The sequence below is a fragment of the Methylobacterium sp. 190mf genome (genome assembly GCF_900107945.1).
Taxonomy (GTDB): Bacteria; Pseudomonadota; Alphaproteobacteria; order Rhizobiales; family Beijerinckiaceae; genus Methylobacterium.
In genome coordinates, this window is sequence record NZ_FNVI01000007.1 from 182,141 (window position 1) to 204,257 (window position 22,117).

Below are 22,117 nucleotides of genomic sequence, written 5' to 3' on the forward strand. Positions count from 1 at the left end.
GCCTGCGCGGTTCGCCGCCGCCCTCAGCCAGCTCTCAGCTCGCCCTCAGCCCGCCCTCAGCTCGCCTTGGCCCACGCCACCGCGTCGGCACCGGCGGGCAGACGCATGGGGCACGATGGGTCGGTCGCCGCGCGCCACACCGCCTCCGCCACGTCCGAGGACCGGGTCAGGTCCCCGTCCGCCTGCTGGATGCCGGCGAAGACCTTCGCGGCCACCGCCGCGTAGGCTTCGGGGATGTCCATGCCCATGCGGGCGCGCGCGTTGGCGCCGAACGCGGTCTCCGGGGACCGTCCGGGAATGACCAGCCGGGCGCGGATGCCGAACGGTTCGAGTTCCAGCGCCAGGGACTCGGTGAAGGCGTTCACCGCCGCCTTGCTCGCCGTGTAGACGGACAGCAGGTGCAGCGGGCGCTGCGTCACGCTCGACGTCACGTTGACGACGACGCCCGCGCGGCGCGCCCGGAACTGCGGCAGCACCGCTCGGGTCATCGCGATGGTGCCGAGGGTGTTGGTCTCGAACACCTCCCGCGCGGCGTCCATCGAGACGCCCTCCAGCGCGTTCAGGAGCCCGACGCCGGCGTTGTTGACCAGCGCGTCGACCGGTCCGGCCGCCGCGACCGCGCGGTCGATGCTGTCGTGGTCGGTCACGTCGAGCGGCAGGATGCTCAGACGATCGGAGGGCGCGAGCAGGTCGCTCCGCGGCCCGCGCATCGTGGCGACCACGCGCCAGCCCCGTTCGAGGAAGGTGCGGGCCGTCTCCAGGCCGAAGCCGGACGAGCAGCCGGTGATCAGGATCGTGTTCATGGGAACTCCCGTGCAGAAGCGGCAACGGGGTGATAGGGAGCGCGGGCCGGACCTGATACGTGCGCAAGTCCGTTTCGCATTGGCGAGCGTCCGAGAATGCCCGATCCGCTCACCCAGGTGGTCGGCCTCCTCCGGCCGAGCGCCCCGCTGTCCAAGCTCGTCACCGGCTGCGGTCACTGGGCGGTGCTGCGCACGGATTCCGGGCTTCCGTTCTACGCCGCCGTGCTCGAGGGCGGGTGCCGCCTCGCGATCGACGGCGAGGCCGGGATCGTGCTCGGAGAGGGCGACTTCGTCCTCATCCCCGCGGCCCACGCGTTCACCACCACCAGCCTCGAGCCGCCGCCCCCGCGGCGCGCAGCGCAGCGTCCCGTCGCTGTGAGCCCCGGCGTGTTCCGGCTCGGCGACGCCGAGGGGCCGCCGAATGTCCGGATGCTCGTGGGCCACTGCGTCTTCGCGTCGAGCGACGCGGATCTGCTCGTCTCGCTGCTGCCCCGGTATGTCCATGTGCGCGGCGCCGCCCGGCTGACCACTCTGCTCGGCCTCGTGAACGAGGAGACCCGCGCCGACCGGCCGGGCCGCGACGTGGTCCTGGCGCGCCTGCTGGAGGTCGTGCTGATCGAGGCGCTCCGCGCCACCGCCGGGCCGGCGGCGCCCTCGGGACTGCTGCGCGGCCTCGCCGACGACCGGCTCGCCGCCGCGCTGCGGCGGATGCACGACCGGCCGACGGCGAGCTGGACGGTGGCCGCGCTCGCGCGCGAGGCGGGCCTCTCCCGGTCCACGTTCTTCGAGCGGTTCCGCCGCGCGGTCGGGGTCGCCCCGATGGAGTACCTGCTGGCGTGGCGGATGGCGCTGGCGAAGGATCTGCTGAGCCGCGAGGCGGTCGGGATGGCCGAGGTGGCCGCGCGGGTGGGCTACAGCTCGGCGAGCACGTTCAGCGTCGCCTTCGCCCGGCACGTCGGCCGGCCGCCGGTCCGGTACGCCCGCGAGCGGCCGGTGCCGTGATCCGGGCCGGCTGGCCGTCGTGCCCCCGACACGGCGAGGCGGCTTCCTTCCGGTCCGGCACCGGCATCGACGGGGACAGCCGGCCCTTCGCCCCGAGGCCGGGTTCGGGTACGAGACCGAAATCGCGCTCGACCCCGTCACCCGCCGCGGCGCGACCGACGCGCCACGGCCCCTCGCGCAGGAGAACGTCCTGATCACCGATCCGCAGGCCCTCCGCGCGCAGGCCGGTGCCCGTGCGAGCCGCCGCCAGGACCGCGCCGCTCGATGGTCGCCGGCATTCCGCGCGATCGCCGGCGGTGTCCGAGCCGACATCGGCGCTCCCCCGCGGGGCACCCTCGGCACGGTGGCGCGCTCCTGATGGTCGCATCGTCCTGGGCGCCCGCCGCCGCGCCCGGCGGTCCGGCGGCATCGCGGCGCGTCGGCTCCATCGACGCCCTGCGCGGGCTGGTGATGCTGCTGATGCTCGTCGACCACGTGCGGGAGTTCTTCTACCTTCACGCGCAGGTCCGCGACCCGATGGACCTCGCCGCGACGCCGCCCGACCTGGTCCTGACACGGGCTGCCTCGCACCTCTGCGCGCCGGTCTTCGTCCTGCTCACCGGCCTCTCGGCGTGCCTCTACGGGCAGAGGCACGGCGCGCGGGCGACCGCCGCCTTCCTGCTCAAGCGCGGTCTGCTGCTGATCCTGCTGGAAGTGACGCTCGTCAACTTCGCCTGGGCCGGCAGCGTCCGGCCGCCGATCCTGTACCTGCAGGTGATCTGGGTGATCGGTCTCTGCATGGTGGCGCTGGCCGGCCTGCTCTGGCTGCCGCGGGCCGCCCTCATGGCCGGGGCCCTGGCGCTCATGCTCGGCCACAACCTGCTGGACGGGGTCGCGATCCGGGCGGACGAGCCCGGCTACGTGCTCTGGTCGATCCTGCACCAGCGCGGGATGATCGCGCTGCCCTGGGGCGGGCTGGCGCGGACCTCGTACCCGCTCCTGCCCTGGATCGGCGTGATCGCGGCCGGCTACGCCCTGGGGCCGCTCTTCGCCGGCGGTGTCGACGCCGCGCGCCGACGCGCGGGGCTCCTCGGGCTGGGGGCGGCCGCCCTGGTCGGCTTCCTCGTCCTGCGCGGGCTCAACGGCTACGGCGAGCCGGTGCCGTGGCAGGCGGGGGCCACGCCGCTCGCCACGGTGCTGTCCTTCGTCAACCTGACCAAGTACCCGCCCTCGGCCGACTTCCTGCTGCTGACCCTCGGCCTCGGTCTCGGCCTGCTGGCGCTGTTCGAGGTGATGCCGCAGCGGCTCCTCGGCGGCCTGCGCGTCTTCGGCGGCGCGCCGCTGTTCTTCTACCTGCTCCACCTCGCGCTGCTGCGCGTCCTCTACGACGGCGCGGTGGCGCTGGGCCTCGCCGGGGCGTCGGGACGGGTGGAGGCCGGCTCGCCCCTCGCGCTCTGGCTCGTCGCGGCCGCCGTGAGCGTTCCCCTCTGGCTGGCGTGCCGCGCCATGGTGCGCCTGAAGCGGGCCTCGACATCGCCGGTCCTGAGCTACCTCTGACGGCGGCCCCCCGGCCGCCGACATCCGCCGCTGCCCCGTGTGGGAGCGGCCACGACCGGGCCGCCCCCGCGGTCCCGCGTCACGACAGGTCCGCCCCGTCGCGGTCGTGCTGATGGCGCAGCTCGGGGGTCCCCTTCACCGGCCCGACGGTGACCTCCGCGTCGCTCCGGCTCTCCGCGCGCGCCGTATCGATGAAGACGCGCGCCTCGCCTTCGCGCACGCCGAGACTGCGCAGCGCGTAGAAGGACATGCCGAGGGCCAGCTCCCGCTCGCCCATCAGCACGAGGCCGACGCCGTCCTCCTCGAGATGCCGACGTTCCGCCTCGCTGTGCGTGCGGACCACGGTGTCGATCCCCGGGTTGGCGGCGCGCGCGGCCTCAACGAGGCGACGGGCCTGATGCGCGTCGGGCGTGGCGACGACGAGCAGGCGCGCGGTGCCGATACCGGCCGCCTCGAGGATGCCGGGCGCGGTCGCGTCGCCGAACACGGCCTGCGTGCCGGCCGCGCGCAGGGCCAGCACGCGGCGCCGGTCGCGCTCCACCACCACGTAGGGCAGGTCCCAGGTCTCCAGCGTCGCGCCGATGCTGCTGCCGACGCGCCCGAAGCCGATGATCACGACGTGGTCCCGTCGCGGCGGCTCCCCGCCCGAGATGGCGACGTCGGCCGCGCCTTTGCGCGCGAAGCGGGCGGCAAGGTCCGGCCGGTCAGCGAAGACCTGCTCGATCCGCGCTGCCAGGGCGAAGAAGAGCGGGTTCAGCGTGATCGACAGCAGGGCTCCGCCCAGGATCAGGTTGCGGCCTTCCTCGGGCAGCAGCTTCAGCGACAGGCCGAGCGATACCAGGATGAAGGAGAACTCGCCGATCTGGGCGAGGCTCGCGGCGATCGTCAGGGCCGTGCCGAGCGGGTGCCGGAAGGCCAGCACGATGGCGACGGCCGCGAGGGACTTGCCGACCATGATGACGCCGAGCACCGCCAGGACCGAGAGCGGCGCGCGCAGGAGGATCCCCGGATCGAACAGCATCCCGACCGACACGAAGAACAGGACCGCGAAGGCGTCCTGCAGCGGCAGCGAATCGGCGGCCGCCTGATGGCTGAGATCGGACTCGGCGAGCACCATCCCGGCGAAGAAGGCCCCGAGGGCGAAGGAGACCCCGAACAGCTCCGCCGAGCCGAAGGCTATGCCCAGGGCCAGGGCCAGGACCGCTAGGGTGAACAGCTCCCGCGAGCCGGTGCGCGCCGCCTGGTCGAGCAGCCAGGGCACGAAGCGGCGTCCGCCCACCAGCATCAGCCCCGCGAAGACCGCGACCTTGGCGAGCGTCAGAACGACGGTGAGCGCGAGGCTCTGCGCGTACTCCGGTCCGACGAGCTGGGCGACGAGGTCCGTGAGGGCGTGGGCCGTGCCGTGCCCGAGGCCCCGGGCCTCGCCCCCGAGCGAGGGCGCGAGGGCGGGCAGGACCACGAGGGTCAGCACCATCGCCAGATCCTCGACGATGAGCCAGCCCACCGCGATGCGGCCGTTGTCCGTGTCGAGGAGGCCGCGCTCCTCCAGCGCGCGGAGCAGGACCACCGTGCTCGCGACGGAGAGGGCGAGGCCGAAGACCAGGCCCTGCCCGAGGGTCCAGCCCCAGGCGAAGGCGAGGCCGATCCCCATGGCGGTCGCCGCCGCGATCTGCACCACCGCTCCGGGCAGGGCGATGGCGCGCACGGCCATCAGGTCCTTGAACGAGAAGTGCAGCCCGACCCCGAACATCAGCAGGATGACGCCGATCTCGGCGAGCTGGCCCGTGAGGTTGCTGTCGCCCACGAAGCCCGGCGTGTAGGGGCCGACGAGGACGCCCGCGACCAGGTACCCGACCAGCGGCGGCAGCCTGAGGCGCTGCGCGACCATCCCGCAGATGAAGGCGAGGGTCAGCCCGAGGGCGATGATGGCGATCAGTTCGGTCGCGTGCGGCACAGGGTCTTCACCTCCGGGGGGCGATGCGGATAGGGCGGAGCGAGCCTTTCCGAATGGCGGCCGCGTTTCAACGCTCTTCCGACCGAACGCCTGTGCGAACCGCCGTCGGCGATCGCCGCGTGCCCCTCGGGCGCCGCGAAACCGCCTCCCGCCGAGCCGCGATGGTCTTCCGGAGTGCTGTCCCGCGCCAGGGCGGCGGGCGCCGCCCGCGTCCTCGCGTCCCGATCGCCCATCGTGCAGGAATCCGGCGCGCGGTCGAGGGCCGAGGCGGGTCGGGGCGGGACGAACGGCCGGGACCTGGAACCCGCGGCCTCGCCGCTGCCGGAACCGGGCGCCTCGTTGGGACCCGCGCCGCGGGAGCGGTGCCGCCCGCGCGACGTGCGGCAGCCTGACCGGGATGCGCGACACCGTCACGCGGCCCGGAAGCGGGCGCGCGTCCGGCCGCAACAGGGTCGGGTATTACTCTAGCTGTCCGTGAGGATCGACGTGAGATCCGTGAACCCCTGGGCCTCGCTCGTGAGCAGGGCCACGAGCAGCAAGCACAGGCCGCCCAAGAGTGCGACCCCGGCCGTGGCTCCCACCAGATCCGACGTCCGAATGGTCGGCTCAGCTTGACGGCTGAACAGCAAAGCTCGCCCTCTGCGAGTGTTCGGATACGTACGGCTCACGCGATGCCCCCAGAGATCGAGGCCCCTTGTATTAACGTTCACATGATCGGCTCTTCATCCGCGCGCGAACCGCGAGCATTGTAAATCGCGTGCGCTGGCGCACGTCCAAGATCTAGGAAGAGGATGATTTGACCTTCCCTCGATTGTCCGGGCCTTGGTCGCGGGCGGCCGCTGCTCTTCGGGGACAGCTTCGGCCACCGGGTGCCGTTCATGCTGACGATCCTGTTCGCTGTGACATTCCGGGAGGTGCACGTCGTCTGGCCGACCTCGATCGATGACGGGCTGGTCGATCGCGTGAAGCCCGACCCCATGCTGACCGAGATGGACGAGCGGCTTCTCCATCTGACCGTCGACGGCGGCTTCGCTGTCGCGGTGCACGCGCGCGGGCGGTTCGGCGCCGAGCTATCAGGGGTGTCGCGGCGCGGGTCGCCGCGCATGCCGCGGCCGTGACAGCGGGACGGCGCCGGTCGCGCGAAGCTTCGCCGCATGGGCAAGGCGCTGGGCTAACGCGGCCCGCTGCCTTCGACCGTCGTCGGTGAACCGAGCCAGCCCTTCGCCGCCGCCGCCGCGCGCAGGATTGCCTTGGCAGGCTCGTACTTGAGATGAAGCCGCTCGCGGGTCTCCGCGGGCAGGAGCGCCAGACGCCCGGGATCCGAATTGTCCTCGAGGTCGGCGAGCTTGACGAGGGTCGCCCGGAGGGTGCCCACTTTCGCGATGTTGTTGATCCAGGCCGCGTAGGTGACGCGACCTCCGGGCTTCGTGAGCATGGCGACCGAGGTCAGCACGTTGTCGCTGAAGCCCTCCTTGGCCAAGTCCCCGAACCCGTAGCGGGTGTCCTCGACCACATCGTGCAGCCACGCGGCCTGCAGCGCCTCGTCCCGCTCCAGGTCGGACCAGAACGGGCACCCTTCCGACAGCCCGAGCACGCCGGCAGCCACGCGCGCAAGATGCTCGATATACGGCCTGCCGGCCTTGTCGACTTGGCCGTCGTGGGCGACGGTGGCCACCGTCCGCGCGTCGGCCGCGGTCCGGCGGAGGGGAGGCAGGATCACGCGGTCATCCCTTCACCGGATACGCCAGCAGGGTCGCTGTCCCGGCCATGTACCGCTCTCAGCCCGACACGAACAGCATCATCATCCGCGCCGCCGCCGCGACCTGCTCGACGGTGGCCTCCGGCATGTCGGCGACCGCCTTCTCGACGATGCTCCGGGCGATGCCGTCGTACAGGCCGATGCCCAACGCGAACGTGCTGAGACGAACCAGCACGCTGTCGGCGATCGCCTTCCGCTTCGGATCGGGCACGTCGCTCATGTCGTCCTCGGGAAACTCATGTTGATCGCGCTCTCGGCCACGTGCAGCGCAGCGCCGGCGCGGAGGCTCGTCGCCTGAGAGCGCATTTCGATGGCCTCGGCCACGTCGACGTGGTGGCCTGTCGGGATCGTGAAGGGCTCAGCCGTCGCGGTCTCGCTCTCCACAGCGGTCGTCTCGGCCTCACGGTGCGGAGCGCCGGCGCCGGACGGCCCGCGGGCCGTTCGGGACCGTGCGGATTCTCGTGCCGCGGGGCGACACCGCGCGTTCCGGCGGACCCGCTCAGTCCCGGCACCGAAGGTCCTGTTTCCCTTGGGAAATTTGGCTGGGGCGCCAGGATTCGAACCTGGGAATGGCGGTACCAAAAACCGCTGCCTTACCACTTGGCGACGCCCCAAGGTGAGCGGAGGCTGTCTAGACGCCGCGCCCGCCCCTGGCAAGCGGCGGATCGCGGCCGTCCGGCCCCTGCCCGAAGCGGCTCAGCGGCGCTCGGGCGTGCCGTCGATCCGGCGGGGCAGGCCCAGCGGGTTGGCGGCCTGGAGCGCCGCCGGCAGCAGGGCGTCGGGGACGTCCTGGTAGCTCACCGGCCGCAGGAACCGGTCGATCGCGAGGCTGCCCACCGAGGTCGTGCGCCCGTCCGAGGTCGCCGGGTAAGGCCCGCCATGCACCATGGCGTGCGCCACCTCGACACCGGTTCCGAACCCGTCCACCAGGATCCGGCCGACGCGGCGCTCCAGGAGCGGCAGCAGGTCCCGGGCGGCCGCGTGATCCTCCGGCGCGAGGTGCAGCGAGGCCGTGAGCTGGCCCTCCAGACGCTCCAGGACCGCCCGCATCGCGGCGAAGTCCGCGCAGCGCACCACGAGCCCCGAGGCGCCGAACATCTCCTCCTGCAGCTCGGGATCCGCCAGGAACACGTCCGAGTCCGCGGCGAACAGGGTCGCCCGGCCCTGGGTCGCCCCGCCCTCCGTGCCCTCGGCGATGCGGGTGACGGCGGCGTGGCCGGCCACCCGCGCCACGGCCTCGCGGTACGCGCGCTGGATGCCGGGCGTCAGCATGGTCGCGGCCGGGCTCTCGCGCAGGGCCGCGCCGGCCGCCTCGAGGAAGGCGTCGAGACCCGGACCCGGCAGCGCCAGGAGCAGGCCGGGATTGGTGCAGAACTGCCCGGCGCCGAGCGTCAGCGAGGCCGCGAATGCCTTGCCGATCGCGGCACCCCGCGCGGCGAGCGCGCCGGGGAACAGCAGCACCGGGTTGATGCTGCTCATCTCGGCGTAGACCGGGATCGGCGACGGGCGCCCGGCCGCGATCGCCATCAGGGCGGTGCCGCCCCGGCGCGAGCCCGTGAAGCCGACTGCCGCGATCCGGGGATCGGCCACCAGCCCCTGCCCGATCGACTGGCCGGCATCGAACAGCAGCGAGAAGGTCCCCTCCGGCAGGCCGCAGGACGCAACCGCCTTCTGGACGGCGCGGCCGACGAGCTCCGAGGTGCCGGGATGGGCGGGATGCGCCTTGACCACCACCGGGCAGCCCGCCGCCAGGGCCGAGGCGGTGTCGCCGCCCGCCACCGAGAAGGCCAGCGGGAAGTTCGAGGCGCCGAACACCGCCACCGGGCCGACGGCGATCCGGCGCAGGCGCAGGTCCGGACGGGGCAGCGGCTTGCGGTCCGGAAGGGCCGGGTCGATCCGCGCCTCGACGTAGCTGCCCTCGCGGACGACGCCGGCGAACAGGCGCAGCTGGCCGACCGTCCGGGCGCGCTCGCCCTCGATCCGCGGCCGGGGCAGCCCCGTCTCGGCCATGCAGCGGGTGACGAGGTCGTCCCCGATCTCCAGGATGTTCGCGGCGATCGCTTCCAGGAAGCCGGCCCGCGCCTCCGGGTCAGTCTCGCGGAAGGTGTCGAAGGCGGCCTCGGCGAGCGCGCAGGCCCGGTCGAGGTCGCCCCGGCTCGCGCCCGGGAAATCCGGCTCCAGGGCCTGTCCGGTGGCCGCCTCGACGGCCCGGAAGGCCGCCTCGGTGCCGCGCCGCGCCTCGGCGCCGATCAGGTTCTCGCCGCGCAGGGTCATGAGCTGCTCCTCTCGGTGGGGGTGCGGGCGGGCCGCACCGGGACGGCGCGCGCGGGCGGTCAGCCCCGCTGCGCCGCCAGGGCCTTCTCGCGGATGGCCGCGAGGGTCATGGTCGGGGTCAGCGCCTCGGGATCGACGAGGCAGTGGATCATGGCCGGCAGCCCGGAGGCGAGGCCGCGCTCGAAGGCGGGGGCGAACTCCTCGGTGCGCTCCACCCGTTCGCCGTGGCCGCCGAAGGCGCGGGCCAGCGCCGCGAAGTCGGGGTTGCGCAGCTCGGTCGCCGAGACGCGGCCGGGATACTCGCGCTCCTGGTGCATCCGGATCGTGCCGTACATGCCGTTGTCGAGCACCACCACCACGACGGCGATCCCGTACTGAACCGCGGTCGCGAATTCCTGCACGGTCATCATCACGTCGCCGTCGCCGGCCAGCGCCACGACGATCCGTTCCGGGCGGCTGCGCTTCGCCATCACGGCGGCGGGCAGGCCGTAGCCCATCGAGCCGGAGGTCGGTGCGAGCTGCGTGCCGAAGGCGCGGAACCGGTAATAGCGGTGGACCCAGGTGGCGAAGTTGCCGGCGCCGTTGCAGATCACCGCGTCCGGCGGCAGCCGCTGGCGCAGCCACGCGATCGCCGCGCCGTACTGGAACGCGCCGGGCTTCGGCTCAGGCGTCTCGGACCACGCGCGGTAGGCGGCATGGGCCTCGGCGGCGCGGCCGGTGCCGGTGGCCTCGAACTCCGGCAGGACCGCGCAGAAGGTCTCGGGCGCCGCCTCGATCGCCAGCGCCGGCTGGTAGACCCGGCCGAGTTCCGCCGCGTCGGCGTGGACGTGGACCAGCGGCAGGCCGGGATCGGGGATGCCGAGCAGGCCGTAGGATTGCGCCGGCATCTCGGAGAGGCGCCCGCCCACCATCAGCAGCAGGTCGGCCTCTCGGATCCGGGCGAGCAGCGCCGGGTTCGGCCCGATCCCGAGCTCGCCCGCGAAGTTCGGGTGGTCGGCGGGGAAGAGCTGGGCCCGCCGGAACGAGACCGCCACCGGCAGATCGTGGCGCTCGGCCCAGGCGGCCAGGGCGGCGACGGCGCCTTCCGTCCAGCGGGAGCCGCCGAGCAGCACCACCGGCCGCCGCGCCTCCGCCAGCATGGCCCGCAGGTGCGCGAGATCGTCCCCCGACGGGGCCGGCGCGGCCGGGACGACGCGCGGCGCGTCCGGCACGGCCGCGACGTCGTCGAGCATGTCCTCCGGCAGGGCGACCACGACGGGGCCCGGGCGGCCCTGCAGCGCGACCCGGAAGGCCCGGGCGAGGATCTCCGGGATGCGCGCCGCGTCGTCGATCTCCACCGCCCACTTGGCGACGCCGCCGAACATCTGGCGATAGTCGACCTCCTGGAAGGCCTCGCGGTCGCGCATGCGCCGGGCGATCTGGCCGACGAACAGGATCATCGGCGTCGAATCCTGGCGGGCGATGTGCACGCCGGCGGAGGCGTTGGTGGCGCCGGGCCCCCGGGTCACGAAGCAGATGCCAGGGCGGCCCGTGAGCTTGCCGGCGGCCTCGGCCATGATCGCCGCGCCGCCCTCCTGCCGGCAGACCAGCACGTCGATGCCGCTGTCGCGCAGGGCGTCGAGCACCGCGAGGTAGCTCTCCCCGGGGACGCAGGTCACGCGCTCGACGCCCTGCGCGCGGAGCTGGTCGACGAGCACCTGCGCGCCGGTGCGTGGGGGCAATCCGCTCAAGCCGTTCCTCCCTGGCGCTCGGGCCGCGTCCGGGGCATGGCGCCGGGATCGGCCGTGGATCCGCCCGCCGCTGAGATGCGTCTGATATCCCAGTCTCAGGATAGGGGCGGGTTCGGGGCGGTCAACCTGTCAGACCAGGGGGCGCCGGTCGAGGGCCCGGCGGGTCATCCGGTCGAGAAAGTCGAACAGCGTCCCGATCCCGGCAAGGGCCGCCTCCGCGTCGCGCGCCGCGATGCCCGACACGATCGCCGCGTGGATCGCCGCGCAGTCCGGGAAGCTCGCGGTCGGCTCGTAGGTGTACCAGAACCGTCGCGACTGCGCGTGCAGCGCCGCCATGGTGCCGGCGAGCGTCGGGTTGTAGGCGGCGCCGACCAGCCCCTCGTGCAGGGCGCGCTTGTGCCGGAAATACGCTTCCCGGTCGCGGGCCTCGGCGGTGCGGCGCAGCCCGCCGACGCGATCCAGCAGCCGCGCCATGTCGTCCTCGGTGCCCCGCGCGATGGCGCAGCGGGCCACGGTCTCGTCGAGGGGCCGCCGCACCTCCAGCAGCTCGAGGTGCCTGATGATGTCGACCTGGGTGACGAGGACGCCGCGGCGCGGGTGGACCTCCACGAACCCGATCGTCTTCAGCCGTGCCAGGGCCTCGCGGACCGGGGTCCGGCCGAGGCCCAGCTCCGCGCCGAGTTCGCCTTCGGAGACCATCGCGCCGGGCGCGAGGCGGCGGCTGATGATCATCTGCTCGATGGCGTCGTAGGCGGTCTCGGCGAGCGAGCGCGGCCTGCGCGCCTCCGCCGCCGAGGCGCTGCCGCCCGCAAAGTCCAATTCGGCCAAGGGCTTCCCCGTCGATCTCCGCTCGGGTCGGTCGCGACCCGCGCCGGTTGACAATGGCGCGGCGCCCCGTGTTACTCAAGAGCTGGGATATCAGTCCGCGCCCAGCGCGGACGGGAGCCAAGGCCGGCGCAAGCGACGCGTGATTGTCACCGTCCGCGGGTGCCGAGACCGAGGCCCGGGGAGGAGAAGCGGATGTCCGGGTTGTCCCCTGAGACGCGCGCCAAGCTGAAGACCGTCAGCACGGCCACGCTGATGACCGCCCTCTACAAGCGCGGCTTCCGCAACCAGATGATCCAGGGCGTGCTGCCCCTGAAGGCCGGCGGCCCGACGATGGTCGGCGAGGCCTACACCCTGCGCTACATCCCGGCCCGGGAGGACCTGAACCCGATCACGGTGTTCCGCGACCGCGCGCACCCGCAGCGCAAGGCCGTGGAGGAGTGCCCGCCCGGCGCCGTGATGGTGATCGACAGCCGGAAGGACGCCCGGGCCGCCTCCGCGGGCTCGATCCTGGCGACCCGGCTGATGGTGCGCGGCTGCGCCGGGCTCGTCACCGACGGCGGCTTCCGCGATGCCGACGAGATCGCCCGGCTGGAGATGCCGAGCTACCACGCGCGCCCGTCGGCGCCGACGAACCTCACGGTCCACCAGGCGATCGACATCAACGTGCCGATCGGCTGCGGCGACGCGCCCGTCTTCCCCGGCGACGTGATCGTCGGCGACGGCGACGGGGTGGCGGTGATCCCGGCCCACCTCGCTGACGCGGTCGCCGACGAGGCCGTGGAGATGACCGCCTACGAGGATTTCGTCACCGAGGAGGTACGCAAGGGCCGCACAATCCTCGGCCTCTACCCTGCCACCGACGAGCAGAGCCTCGCCGATTTCGCCGCCTGGCGGACGCGGACCGGCCGCTGAGCGTGCCGCACCGGCCCGCTCCGGCCCGGCCCGCGATCGGCAAAGGGCCGGGACGCGTCGGATTCGGCTCGGAGGGACGCCATGGCGGCGAGGTTGCGCGGGGGCGATGCGGCGCCGGAGATCGAGCGGCGGACGGTCGCCAAGGTGTCGCGGCGTCTGCTGCCGCTGATCGTCCTGATCTACTTCGTCGCCTACATGGACCGGACCAACGTGGGCTTCGCGGCGTTCGGGCTGAGCCGGGAGTTCGGGTTCTCCGCCACGGTCTACGGCTGGGCGGCCGGCATCTTCTTCCTCGGCTACGTCATCTTCGAAGTGCCGAGCAACGTCCTCCTGGAGCGCGCCGGGGCGCGGCTCTGGATCGCCCGGATCATGGTCACCTGGGGGCTGGTGGCGGGCAGCATGGCGCTCATCACCGGCCCGGCGAGCTTCCTCGCCCTGCGCTTCCTGCTGGGCGTGGCCGAGGCCGGCTTCTTCCCCGGCGTGATCCTCTACTTCACTTACTGGTTCCCGAAGCGGTACCGGGCGCGCGTGGTCGCCGCGCTGTTCCTCGCGGTCCCGGGCTCGAACGCCCTCACGGCGGTGATCTCGGGGGCGCTGCTCCAGCTCGACGGGGCGCTCGGCCTGCACGGCTGGCAGTGGCTGTTCCTCCTCGAGGCGGCGCCCTCGATCTTGCTGGCCTTCGCGGTCCTGGCGCTGATGACCGACCGGCCCGAACAGGCCGCGTGGCTCACGTCCGAGGAGCGATTGTGGCTCGGGACCGCGATCGCGGCGGAGCGGGACGGCACGGTCCGGGCCCACGGGCCCTTCACTCTGGGGCAGGTCCTGACCGACCGGCGCGTGCTCGCGCTGGGCGCGATGTACTTCAGCATCGGTACCGCCACCTACGGCATCACCTTCTTCCTGCCGCCGATCCTGAAGAGCCTGCACCTCACCGACTGGGAGACGGGGGTCGCGACGGCGGTGCCCTACGGCGTCGGGACCCTGGGCATGATCGCCTGGAGCTGGTCGTCGGACCGGCGCGACGAGCGCCGCTGGCACTTCGCGATCGCCGCGCTGGTCGCCGCCCTCGGCCTCGTCGTCTCCGGCCCCATGCTCGGCAGCCTCTGGGCGCTCGCGGCGATGTCGGTGGCCACGATCGGGCTCTATGGGAGCAAGCCCGCCTTCTGGGCGATGCCGGGGGAGTTCCTGGCCGGGCCCGCGGCCGCCGGGGGGATCGCGCTGATCAACGCGATCGGCAATCTCGGCGGCTTCGTCGGCCCCTACGTCCTGGGCTGGCTGAAGGATTACACCGGGACCTACGAGGCCGGCCTCTATTTCCTGGCGGCTTGCGCGCTCGCCGCCGCGGCGATCACGCTCGTCGCGGGCCGCCCGGCCGGGTCGAACGCGTGAGACCGGAGACAGAGCGATGACCGCGCGCAAGAAGACCCTGGAGGATCTGCGCAGCCAGCGCTGGTTCGGCGCCACCGACCTGCGCAGCTTCGGCCACCGCTCCCGCATGCTGCAGATGGGCTACGAGCGGGCGGATTTCACCGGCAAGCCGATCGTCGGCATCATCAACACCTGGAGCGACATCAACCCCTGCCACCAGCATTTCCGCGAGCGCGTCGAGCACGTGAAGCGCGGCGTCTGGCAGGCGGGCGGCTTCCCGATCGAGCTGCCGGCGCTGTCGCTGTCGGAGAACTTCGTCAAGCCGACCACGATGCTCTACCGCAATTTCCTGGCCATGGAGGTGGAAGAACTGCTGCGCCAGCACCCCGTGGACGGCGCGGTGCTGATGGGCGGCTGCGACAAGACCACACCCGGCACGGTGATGGGCGGGATCTCCATGAACCTGCCGATGGTGTTCCTGCCGGCGGGACCGATGATGCGCGGCCATTTCGGCGGGACGATCCTGGGCTCGGGCTCGGATGTCTGGAAGTACTGGGCCGAGAAGGAGGCCGGGAACATCACCACGCAGGAATGGAACGACATGGAGGCGGGCATCGCCCGCTCCGCCGGAACCTGCATGACCATGGGCACGGCCTCGACCATGACGGCGATCACCGAGGCCCTGGGGCTGTCCCTGCCCGGCTCGGCCTCGATCCCGGCGGCCGACGCCGACCATCCGCGCATGGCCGGCGCCTGCGGCCGGCGCATCGTCGAGATGATCTGGGAAGACCTGAAGCCGTCCGACATCCTCGACCGCCGCTCGGTCGACAACGCGCTGGTGGTCCACAACGCGCTCGCCGGCTCCACCAACGCGATGATCCACCTCGTGGCCATGGCCGGTCGGGCCGGTATCCCGGTCAAGCTCACCGAGTTCGACGAGTTCGCCCAGAAGGTGCCGGTCATCGCCAACCTCCGGCCCTCGGGTCAGTGGCTCATGGAGGATTTCCACATCGCGGGCGGCATCCGCGCCCTGATGGCGCGCCTGTCCCCCCTCCTTCACCTCGACGCCCGCTCGGTCACCGGCGGAACGATCGGCGACGGGCTCGCCGGCATGCGGGTGTTCAACGACGACGTGATCCGCCCGCTCGACCGACCGATCGTGGCCATGGGCGGGACCGCGATCCTGTACGGCAACCTCGCCCCGGACGGCTGCGTGATCAAGCCGCCGGCCGCCGACCCGCGGCTGCTGCAGCACACCGGTCCCGCGCTGGTCTTCGACAGCTACGACGCGATGAGCGCGGCGGTGAACGACCTCGACCTCGACGTCACGCCCGACCACGTGATGATCCTGCGCAATGCCGGCCCGATCGGCGGCCCCGGCATGCCCGAATGGGGCATGCTTCCGATCCCGAAGGTCCTGCTCCGGCAGGGCGTGCGCGACATGGTCCGCATCTCGGACGCGCGGATGAGCGGCACGAGCTACGGCGCCTGCATCCTGCACGTGGCGCCGGAATCGGCCGCGGGCGGCCCGCTCGCGGCCGTGCGCGACGGCGACCTCATCACCGTGGACGTGCCCGGGCGGCGGATCCACCTGCACCTCGACGACGCCGAGATCGCGGCGCGGGTGAAGGCGTTCCGGCCGCCGGACCGGTCTTATCCGCGGGGCTACAACCGGCTGTTCGCCCAGCACGTGCGGCAGGCCAACGAGGGCTGCGACTTCGACTTTCTGGAGGGCGCCGGGGGGATCCCGGAACCCGAGATTCACTGACCGGCCCGAGCCGTCGGCAACAGGCGGCGGGCCCCATCACAGGGAGGTAACATGGTGACGATCGCGCGCAGGGGCCTGCTCGCCGGAGCGGCCCTGCTCGGCGCCGCGCGGGCGGCCGGGGCGGGCTGGGAGCCGTCGCAGCGGGTGCCCGACCCGGCCGTCGAGATCCTCGACCCGGCCTTCGCCAAGTACCGGCTCGCCTCGGCGACGGTCGAGCGGGTCGCCACGGGCTTCCGCTGGGCCGAGGGGCCGGTCTGGTTCGGCGACATGGGATCGCTGCTGTTCAGCGACGTGGTCAACGACCGGATCATGAAGTGGGAGGAGGCGTCCGGCGCGCTCTCGGTGTTCCGCAAGCCGTCGAACTACGCCAACGGCAACACCCGCGACCGGCAGGGCCGGCTGATCACCTGCCAGCACAGGACCCGCAGCGTCACCCGCACCGAGCATGACGGCACCATCACCACGCTGCTCGACCGGTTCGACGGCAAGCCGCTGAACTCGCCGAACGACGTGGTCTGCCATTCCGATGGGGCGATCTGGTTCACCGATCCGGCCTTCGGGCCGAACCCGCACGAGTCGATGGCGGCGCCGGAGCTACCGGGCTACATCTACCGGATCGATCCGAAGACGGGACAGGCCAGCGTCGCGGTTGAGGGCGTGGCGGGGCCGAACGGCCTGTGCTTCTCGCCGGACGAGTCGAAGCTCTACGTGATCGAGGCCCGGGCGAAGCCCAACCGCCTGATCCGCGTCTACGACGTGGTCGAGAACGGCACCAGGACCGCCAACGGCCGCGTCTTCTACGATGCCGGGACCGGCACGCCGGACGGCTTTAAGGTCGACGTCGACGGCAATCTCTGGTGCGGCTGGGGGATGAGCGAGGCCGAGGACGGGGTCATCGTGCTCTCGCCTCAGGCCAAGCTGATCGGCCGGATCCGCCTGCCGGAGCGCTGCGCCAACCTGTGCTTCGGCGGACTCAACCGCAACCTGCTGCTGATGACGTCCACGCACTCGGTCTATTCACTGTACGTGAACACGCGGGGTGCGGGGACCTGCTGAGGTTGGATGGGCGGCTCGCGCCGCCCTGCCGTCCTTGCGAGAGGAGCGAAGCAATCCAGGGGCGTCACGCCGACAGATGTCGTGCGGCCCTGGCTCGCTTCGCTACGCTCGCGATGACGGTGGTGCCCCGCCCCTACTCCGCCGCCTGCGGCATGTACCGCGTCGGATCGTAGTTCAGGATCGGGCCGAGCCAGCGCTCGACGTCGCGGACATCCATCCCCTTGCGGGCGGCGTAATCCTCGACCTGATCCCGCTCCACCTTGGCGACGCCGAAATAGTGCGCCTCCGGGTGGGCAATGTAGATCCCCGATACCGAGGAACCCGGCCACATCGCGTAGGACTCGGTGAGCTTCACGCCGATCCGGCTCTCCGCCTTCAGCAGGTCGAACAGGGTGGTCTTCTCGGTGTGGTCGGGCTGGGCCGGGTAGCCCGGGGCCGGGCGGATGCCGTCGTACTTCTCCAGCACCAGCTCCTCGGGGGCGTAGGCCTCGTCGGACGCGTAGCCCCAGAACTCCTTGCGCACCCGCTCGTGCATCCGCTCGGCGAAGGCCTCGGCGATGCGGTCGGCGAGCGCCTTCACGAGGATCGCCCGGTAATCGTCGTTGGCCCGCTCGAACCGCTCGGCGATCCGCACCTCCTCCAGGCCCGCCGTCACCACGAAGCCGCCGACATAGTCGGCGATGCCGGTCTCGGCCGGCGCCACGAAGTCCGACAGGCAGGTGTTCGACCGGCCGTCGCGCTTCGAGAGCTGCTGGCGCAGGCCGTGGAAGGTGGCGAGCCGCTCCGACCGGCTCTCGCCCGTGTAGAGCGCGATGTCGTCGCCGACGCTGTTGGCCGGCCAGAAGCCGATCACCGCCTTCGGATTGAACCAGCGCTCCTCGACGATCTGCTTCAGCATCGCCTGCGCGTCCTCGTAGAGGGCGCGGGCGGCCGGGCCCTGCTCGGGATCGTCCAGGAGCGCCGGGAAGCGGCCCTTGAACTCGTAGGTCTGCAGGAACGGCGTCCAGTCGATGTAGGGCACGAGGTCGGCGACCTCGTAGGAGCCGTAGACCCTCGTGCCGGTGAAGGAGGGCTTCGCCGGCTTGTAGCCCGACCAGTCGATCTTGAACGCGTTGGTCCGCGCCTTGGCGAGCGGCAGCCGTTGCTTGTCGGCCTCCGAGCGCCTGTGGGCGTCGGCGACCTTGGCGTACTCGGCCCGGACCTTCTCGATCGTCGGCCCACGGGTCTCCTTCGAGATCAGGCTCGACACCACGCCGACCGCGCGGCTCGCGTCGGTGACGTAGACCGCCTGACCCTTGGCGTAGGCCGGGTGGATCTTCACCGCCGTGTGGACGCGGCTGGTGGTGGCGCCGCCGATCAGCAGCGGCACGTCGAGCCCCTCGCGCTCCATCTCGCCGGCCACGTGGACCATCTCGTCGAGCGACGGGGTGATCAGGCCCGACAGGCCGACGATGTCGACTTTCTCGGTCTTGGCGGTCTCCAGGATCTTGGCGGCCGGCACCATCACGCCGAGATCGATGATCTCGTAGTTGTTGCAGGCCAGCACGACGCCGACGATGTTCTTGCCGATATCGTGGACGTCGCCCTTCACGGTCGCCATCAGCACCTTGCCGGCGGCCTGGCGCTTGCCGTCGCCGCCGTTGGCGCGCTTCTCCTCCTCCATGAACGGCTCGAGATAGGCGACCGCCTGCTTCATCACCCGGGCTGACTTCACCACCTGCGGCAGGAACATCTTGCCGGAGCCGAACAGGTCGCCGACCACGTTCATGCCGGCCATCAGCGGGCCCTCGATGACGTGGAGCGGGCGCTCGGCTGAGGCCCGCGCCTCCTCGGTGTCGGCCACGATGTACTCGGTGATGCCGTTGACCAGCGCGTGCTCGATCCGCTTCTCGACCGGAGCCTCGCGCCAGGTCAGGTCGGCGGTCTTGGCCTGGGCCGAGGCGCCGGTCTTGAAGCGCTCGGCGGCCTCCAGCAGGCGCTCGGTCGAATCCTCGCGGCGGTTGAGGACGACGTCCTCGCACAGCTCGCGCAGCTCCGCCGGGATCTCGTCGTAGACGGCGAGCTGGCCGGCATTGACGATGCCCATGTCCATGCCGGCCTTGATGCAGTGGAACAGGAACACCGCGTGCATGGCCTCGCGTACCGGCTCGTTGCCGCGGAAGGCGAAGCTGAGGTTCGAGACGCCGCCCGAGATGTGGGCGTGCGGCAGGGTCTCGCGGATCGTGCGGGTCGCCTCGATGAAGGCCACGCCGTACGGATTGTGCTCTTCGATGCCCGTGGCAACGGCGAAGATGTTCGGATCGAAGATGATGTCCTCGGGCGGGAAGCCGACCTGCTCGGTCAGGATCCGGTAAGCCTTGGTGCAGATCTCGACCTTGCGCTCGTACGAATCGGCCTGGCCCTGCTCGTCGAAGGCCATCACCACCACGGCGGCCCCGTAGGAGCGGCAGATCTTGGCGGCTTCGACGAACTTCTCCTCGCCCTCCTTCATGGAGATCGAGTTCACGATCGGCTTGCCCTGGATGCACTTGAGGCCGGCCTCGATCACCTCGAACTTCGAGGAATCGACCATCACGGGCACCCGGGCGATGTCGGGCTCGGCGGCGACGAGGTTCAGGAACTCGACCATCGCCTTCTGTGAGTCGAGCAGGCCCTCGTCCATGTTGACGTCGATCACCTGGGCACCGGCCGCCACCTGATCGCGGGCGACGTCCAGCGCCGCCGCGTAGTCGCCGTTGGTGATGAGCTTGCGGAACTTGGCCGAGCCGGTGACGTTCGTGCGCTCGCCCACGTTCACGAACGGGATTTCCGGCGTGAGCACGAAGGGCTCGAGGCCCGACAGACGCATCAGGCGCGGCACCTCGGGGATCGGCCGCGGCGCCTTGCCGGCCACCGCTTCGGCGATGGCACGGATGTGGTCCGGGGTGGTGCCGCAGCAGCCGCCGACCATGTTGACGAGGCCGGATTCGGCGAACTCGCCGACCAGCTTGCCCATCGCCTCCGGGCTCTCGTCGTAGAGTCCGAACTCGTTCGGCAGGCCGGCATTCGGGTAGGCGCAGACGAGCGTGTCGCAGATCCGCGCCAGCTCGGCGATGTGGCCGCGCATCTCGCGCGCGCCCAGCGCGCAGTTGAGGCCGAAGGTCAGCGGCTCGGAATGGCGCAGGGAGTGCCAGAAGGCCGCCGGGGTCTGGCCCGACAGGGTGCGGCCCGAGAGATCTGTGATCGTGCCGGAGATCTGGATCGGCAGGCGGATGCCGGTCTCGTCGAAGACCTGCCACGCCGCCGCGACCGCCGCCTTGGCGTTCAGCGTGTCGAAGATCGTCTCGATCAGGATCAGCTCGGCGCCGCCGTCGATCAGGCCGCGAACCTGCTCCACGTAGGCCTGCTTGACCTGGTCGAAGGTGACCGCCCGGAAGCCCGGGTTGTTCACGTCGGGCGAGATCGACAGGGTGCGGTTCGTCGGGCCGATGGCACCGGCCACGAAGCGGCGGCGGCCGTCCTTCTCCTCGGCGAGCTTGGCCGCCTCGCGGGCGAGCCGCGCTCCTTGAGCGTTCAGCTCGTGGATGATCGACTCCATTCCGTAATCGGCCTGGGCGATGGTGGTGCCCGAGAAGGTGTTGGTCTCGCAGACGTCGGCGCCGGCCAGGAAGTAGTCGAGGTGGATCTGCCGGATCGCGTCGGGCTGGGTCAGGATCAGCAGGTCGTTGTTGCCCTTCTGATCGTGCCCGTGATCCTTGAACCGGTCGCTGCGAAAGTCCTCTTCCGAGAACTTCAGGCGCTGGATGACGGTGCCCATCGCCCCGTCGAGGACGAGGATCTTCTCCGCGGCGCGCTGGCGCAGGGCCTTCGCGATCTCGGTGCCGTCGACGGGGGCAAAATCGGTCATCGTGCGTCCTGTCAGATCACCTCGTCCTGAGGTGCCGGAGCGAAGCGGAGGCCTTGGAGGCCTCCAGATATCTCGGTGTTCCCTGGAGCCCTCCTTCGGGGCCGCTCACGCGGCCCCTCAGGACGAGGTGGAGGGGGATCTTCGGTCTCTCGTGCGTGCCCTGGCTGCTGTCTCGGACACAAGCCGTCTTTGCGAGCGCAGCGAAGCAATCCAGCCGCGCCACGCTCACGGATGTCGCGCTACCCTGGGTCGCTTCGCTGCGCTCGCGATGACGGACCGCGGCCCCGAGAATTTAAGCCGCGGCCTTCGCGGCCGCCAGCTTCGGCGCCTGGGCGCGCAGGCCGAGCAGGTGGCAGATCGCGTAGACCAAGTCGGAGCGGTTCATCGAGTAGAAGTGGAAGTCGTTGACGCCCTCGTCCACGAGGTCGAGCACCTGCTCGGCCGCCACCGCGCCGGCCACGAGCCGGCGGGTCTCGACGTCGTCCTCCAGCCCCTCGAACCGGGCGGCCAGCCAGTAGGGCACCGAGGCGCCGGTGCGGCGGGCGAAGTTCGCCGCCTGCTTGAAGTTCTGCACCGGCAGGATGCCCGGGATGATCGGGATCGTGATCCCGGCGGCCCGGACCTTGTCCAGGTAGCGCAGGTAGATCTCGTTCTCGAAGAAGAACTGGGTAATCGCCTGGTCGGCCCCGGCATCGACCTTGGCCTTCAGGGCGTCGATGTCGGCGTCGAGGGAGGCCGCCTCGGGGTGCTTCTCAGGATAGGCCGAGACCGAGACCTTGAAGTCGCCGATCCGCTTGATCCCCTTCACCAGCTCTGCGGTCGAGGCGTAGCCCTCCGGGTGCGGCCGGTAGGCGTGGCCGACACCCTCGGCCGGGTCGCCGCGCAGCGCCACGATGTGGCGCACGCCCGCGTCCCAGTAGGACTGGACCACCGCGTCGATCTCGTCGCGAGAGGCGTCCACGCAGGTGAGGTGGGCGGCGGGCTTGAGGCCGGTCTCGCGGACCATGCGGGCGACCGTGTTGTGGGTGCGCTCGCGGGTGGAGCCGCCGGCGCCGTAGGTCACCGAGACGAAGCTCGGCTGCAGCGGCGCGAGGCGCTCGATGGAGTTCCAGAGGATCTTCTCCATCTCGTCGGTCTTCGGGGGGAAGAACTCGATCGAGACGCGGATCGGGTGGTAGCCGTCGCGGCTGGCGCGGTGTGTGGAGCGGCGCATCGGGGTCTCGTCCTCTATGTCGGTCGGT

Annotated in this window: 17 protein-coding genes and 1 tRNA gene; 7 read left to right on the top strand and 11 right to left on the bottom strand. The window is 71.7% G+C overall.

Annotated features, from left to right (window positions below; all coding sequences use genetic code 11):
• Positions 1–56: 56 nt before the first annotated feature.
• Positions 57–803, bottom strand: coding sequence for an SDR family oxidoreductase (locus C4T42_RS10590; protein ID WP_020092186.1), 747 nt, complete (start codon positions 801–803; stop codon positions 57–59).
• Between the two features lie 96 nt (positions 804–899).
• Between C4T42_RS10590 and C4T42_RS10595 the strand changes: the two genes are divergently transcribed.
• Positions 900–1,805 carry an AraC family transcriptional regulator gene (locus C4T42_RS10595; protein ID WP_103985089.1) on the top strand — a complete coding sequence of 302 codons (906 nt, stop codon included), beginning with the start codon at positions 900–902 and terminating at the stop codon, positions 1,803–1,805.
• A 357-nt stretch (positions 1,806–2,162) separates the two neighbouring features.
• Positions 2,163–3,341, top strand: a complete 1,179-nt coding sequence (locus tag C4T42_RS10605; protein WP_020092183.1) for a heparan-alpha-glucosaminide N-acetyltransferase domain-containing protein — start codon at positions 2,163–2,165, stop codon at positions 3,339–3,341.
• Positions 3,342–3,420: 79 nt separating this feature from the next.
• Here C4T42_RS10605 and ybaL read toward each other — a convergent pair whose 3' ends face one another.
• Entirely contained in the window at positions 3,421–5,295 is a 1,875-nt protein-coding gene (gene ybaL, locus C4T42_RS10610; RefSeq protein WP_056532444.1) for a YbaL family putative K(+) efflux transporter, read from the bottom strand.
• Between the two features lie 878 nt (positions 5,296–6,173).
• On the opposite strand from ybaL, the gene C4T42_RS10620 reads away from it, so the two are divergent.
• Positions 6,174–6,413, top strand: coding sequence for a hypothetical protein (locus C4T42_RS10620; RefSeq protein WP_128083280.1), 240 nt, complete (start codon positions 6,174–6,176; stop codon positions 6,411–6,413).
• Positions 6,414–6,466: 53 nt separating this feature from the next.
• On the opposite strand, the gene C4T42_RS32725 is transcribed toward C4T42_RS10620, so the two are convergent.
• The 7 genes from C4T42_RS32725 to C4T42_RS10650 form a co-directional block, all read right to left on the bottom strand.
• Positions 6,467–7,015, bottom strand: coding sequence for an HD domain-containing protein (locus tag C4T42_RS32725; RefSeq protein ID WP_020095358.1), 549 nt, complete (start codon positions 7,013–7,015; stop codon positions 6,467–6,469).
• Between the two features lie 58 nt (positions 7,016–7,073).
• Positions 7,074–7,274, bottom strand: coding sequence for a hypothetical protein (locus C4T42_RS10630; protein WP_020095359.1), 201 nt, complete (start codon positions 7,272–7,274; stop codon positions 7,074–7,076).
• Positions 7,271–7,438: a hypothetical protein gene (locus C4T42_RS31920; protein WP_020095360.1), complete on the bottom strand. Its 168-nt coding sequence runs from the start codon at positions 7,436–7,438 to the stop codon at positions 7,271–7,273. Before C4T42_RS31920 ends, C4T42_RS10630 begins: the two co-directional genes overlap by 4 nt.
• Positions 7,439–7,593: 155 nt before the next feature.
• Positions 7,594–7,668, bottom strand: a tRNA-Gln gene (locus C4T42_RS10635).
• A gap of 82 nt (positions 7,669–7,750) precedes the next feature.
• Positions 7,751–9,328 carry an aldehyde dehydrogenase (NADP(+)) gene (locus tag C4T42_RS10640; protein WP_020095361.1) on the bottom strand — a complete coding sequence of 526 codons (1,578 nt, stop codon included), beginning with the start codon at positions 9,326–9,328 and terminating at the stop codon, positions 7,751–7,753.
• 59 nt (positions 9,329–9,387) lie between these two features.
• Positions 9,388–11,058, bottom strand: a complete 1,671-nt coding sequence (locus tag C4T42_RS10645) for a thiamine pyrophosphate-binding protein (RefSeq protein WP_026605278.1) — start codon at positions 11,056–11,058, stop codon at positions 9,388–9,390.
• A 129-nt stretch (positions 11,059–11,187) separates the two neighbouring features.
• On the bottom strand, positions 11,188–11,886 hold the full coding sequence (locus C4T42_RS10650) for a GntR family transcriptional regulator (RefSeq protein ID WP_026605279.1): 699 nt from the start codon (positions 11,884–11,886) through the stop codon (positions 11,188–11,190).
• Positions 11,887–12,078: 192 nt separating this feature from the next.
• Here C4T42_RS10650 and C4T42_RS10655 point away from each other — a divergent pair, with 192 nt between their 5' ends.
• The 4 genes from C4T42_RS10655 to C4T42_RS10670 all read left to right on the top strand — a co-directional run bounded on the left by C4T42_RS10655 (position 12,079) and on the right by C4T42_RS10670 (position 16,990).
• The gene (locus C4T42_RS10655; RefSeq protein ID WP_012319094.1) at positions 12,079–12,798 is read left to right on the top strand and encodes a ribonuclease activity regulator RraA; all 720 of its coding nucleotides are present in this window, start codon (positions 12,079–12,081) and stop codon (positions 12,796–12,798) included.
• A gap of 81 nt (positions 12,799–12,879) precedes the next feature.
• Positions 12,880–14,187, top strand: a complete 1,308-nt coding sequence (locus tag C4T42_RS10660) for an MFS transporter (RefSeq protein ID WP_020095364.1) — start codon at positions 12,880–12,882, stop codon at positions 14,185–14,187.
• Positions 14,188–14,203: 16 nt separating this feature from the next.
• Entirely contained in the window at positions 14,204–15,934 is a 1,731-nt protein-coding gene (araD, locus tag C4T42_RS10665) for an L-arabinonate dehydratase (RefSeq protein ID WP_020095365.1), read from the top strand.
• Positions 15,935–15,985: 51 nt separating this feature from the next.
• Positions 15,986–16,990, top strand: coding sequence for an SMP-30/gluconolactonase/LRE family protein (locus C4T42_RS10670; protein ID WP_020095366.1), 1,005 nt, complete (start codon positions 15,986–15,988; stop codon positions 16,988–16,990).
• 133 nt (positions 16,991–17,123) lie between these two features.
• On the opposite strand, the gene metH is transcribed toward C4T42_RS10670, so the two are convergent.
• Positions 17,124–20,876 (bottom strand): methionine synthase, encoded by a 3,753-nt coding sequence (gene metH / locus C4T42_RS10675; RefSeq protein WP_020095367.1) that lies wholly within the window; start codon positions 20,874–20,876, stop codon positions 17,124–17,126.
• A 292-nt stretch (positions 20,877–21,168) separates the two neighbouring features.
• Entirely contained in the window at positions 21,169–22,089 is a 921-nt protein-coding gene (gene metF, locus C4T42_RS10685; RefSeq protein WP_020095368.1) for a methylenetetrahydrofolate reductase [NAD(P)H], read from the bottom strand.
• Between the last annotated feature and the right edge of the window lie 28 nt (positions 22,090–22,117).

What these genes read in the sequence shown, in the direction of transcription:
- metF (WP_020095368.1), bottom strand. Translation starts at nt 22,089, where the DNA reads ATGCGCCGCTCCACACACCGCGCCAGCCGCGACGGCTACCACCCGATC.
- metH (WP_020095367.1), bottom strand. Translation starts at nt 20,876, where the DNA reads ATGACCGATTTTGCCCCCGTCGACGGCACCGAGATCGCGAAGGCCCTG.
- C4T42_RS10655 (WP_012319094.1), top strand. Translation starts at nt 12,079, where the DNA reads ATGTCCGGGTTGTCCCCTGAGACGCGCGCCAAGCTGAAGACCGTCAGC.
- C4T42_RS10590 (WP_020092186.1), bottom strand. Translation starts at nt 803, where the DNA reads ATGAACACGATCCTGATCACCGGCTGCTCGTCCGGCTTCGGCCTGGAG.
- C4T42_RS10595 (WP_103985089.1), top strand. Translation starts at nt 900, where the DNA reads ATGCCCGATCCGCTCACCCAGGTGGTCGGCCTCCTCCGGCCGAGCGCC.
- C4T42_RS10605 (WP_020092183.1), top strand. Translation starts at nt 2,163, where the DNA reads ATGGTCGCATCGTCCTGGGCGCCCGCCGCCGCGCCCGGCGGTCCGGCG.
- C4T42_RS10660 (WP_020095364.1), top strand. Translation starts at nt 12,880, where the DNA reads ATGGCGGCGAGGTTGCGCGGGGGCGATGCGGCGCCGGAGATCGAGCGG.
- C4T42_RS10620 (WP_128083280.1), top strand. Translation starts at nt 6,174, where the DNA reads ATGCTGACGATCCTGTTCGCTGTGACATTCCGGGAGGTGCACGTCGTC.
- C4T42_RS10640 (WP_020095361.1), bottom strand. Translation starts at nt 9,328, where the DNA reads ATGACCCTGCGCGGCGAGAACCTGATCGGCGCCGAGGCGCGGCGCGGC.
- araD (WP_020095365.1), top strand. Translation starts at nt 14,204, where the DNA reads ATGACCGCGCGCAAGAAGACCCTGGAGGATCTGCGCAGCCAGCGCTGG.
- C4T42_RS10670 (WP_020095366.1), top strand. Translation starts at nt 15,986, where the DNA reads ATGGTGACGATCGCGCGCAGGGGCCTGCTCGCCGGAGCGGCCCTGCTC.
- C4T42_RS10630 (WP_020095359.1), bottom strand. Translation starts at nt 7,274, where the DNA reads ATGAGCGACGTGCCCGATCCGAAGCGGAAGGCGATCGCCGACAGCGTG.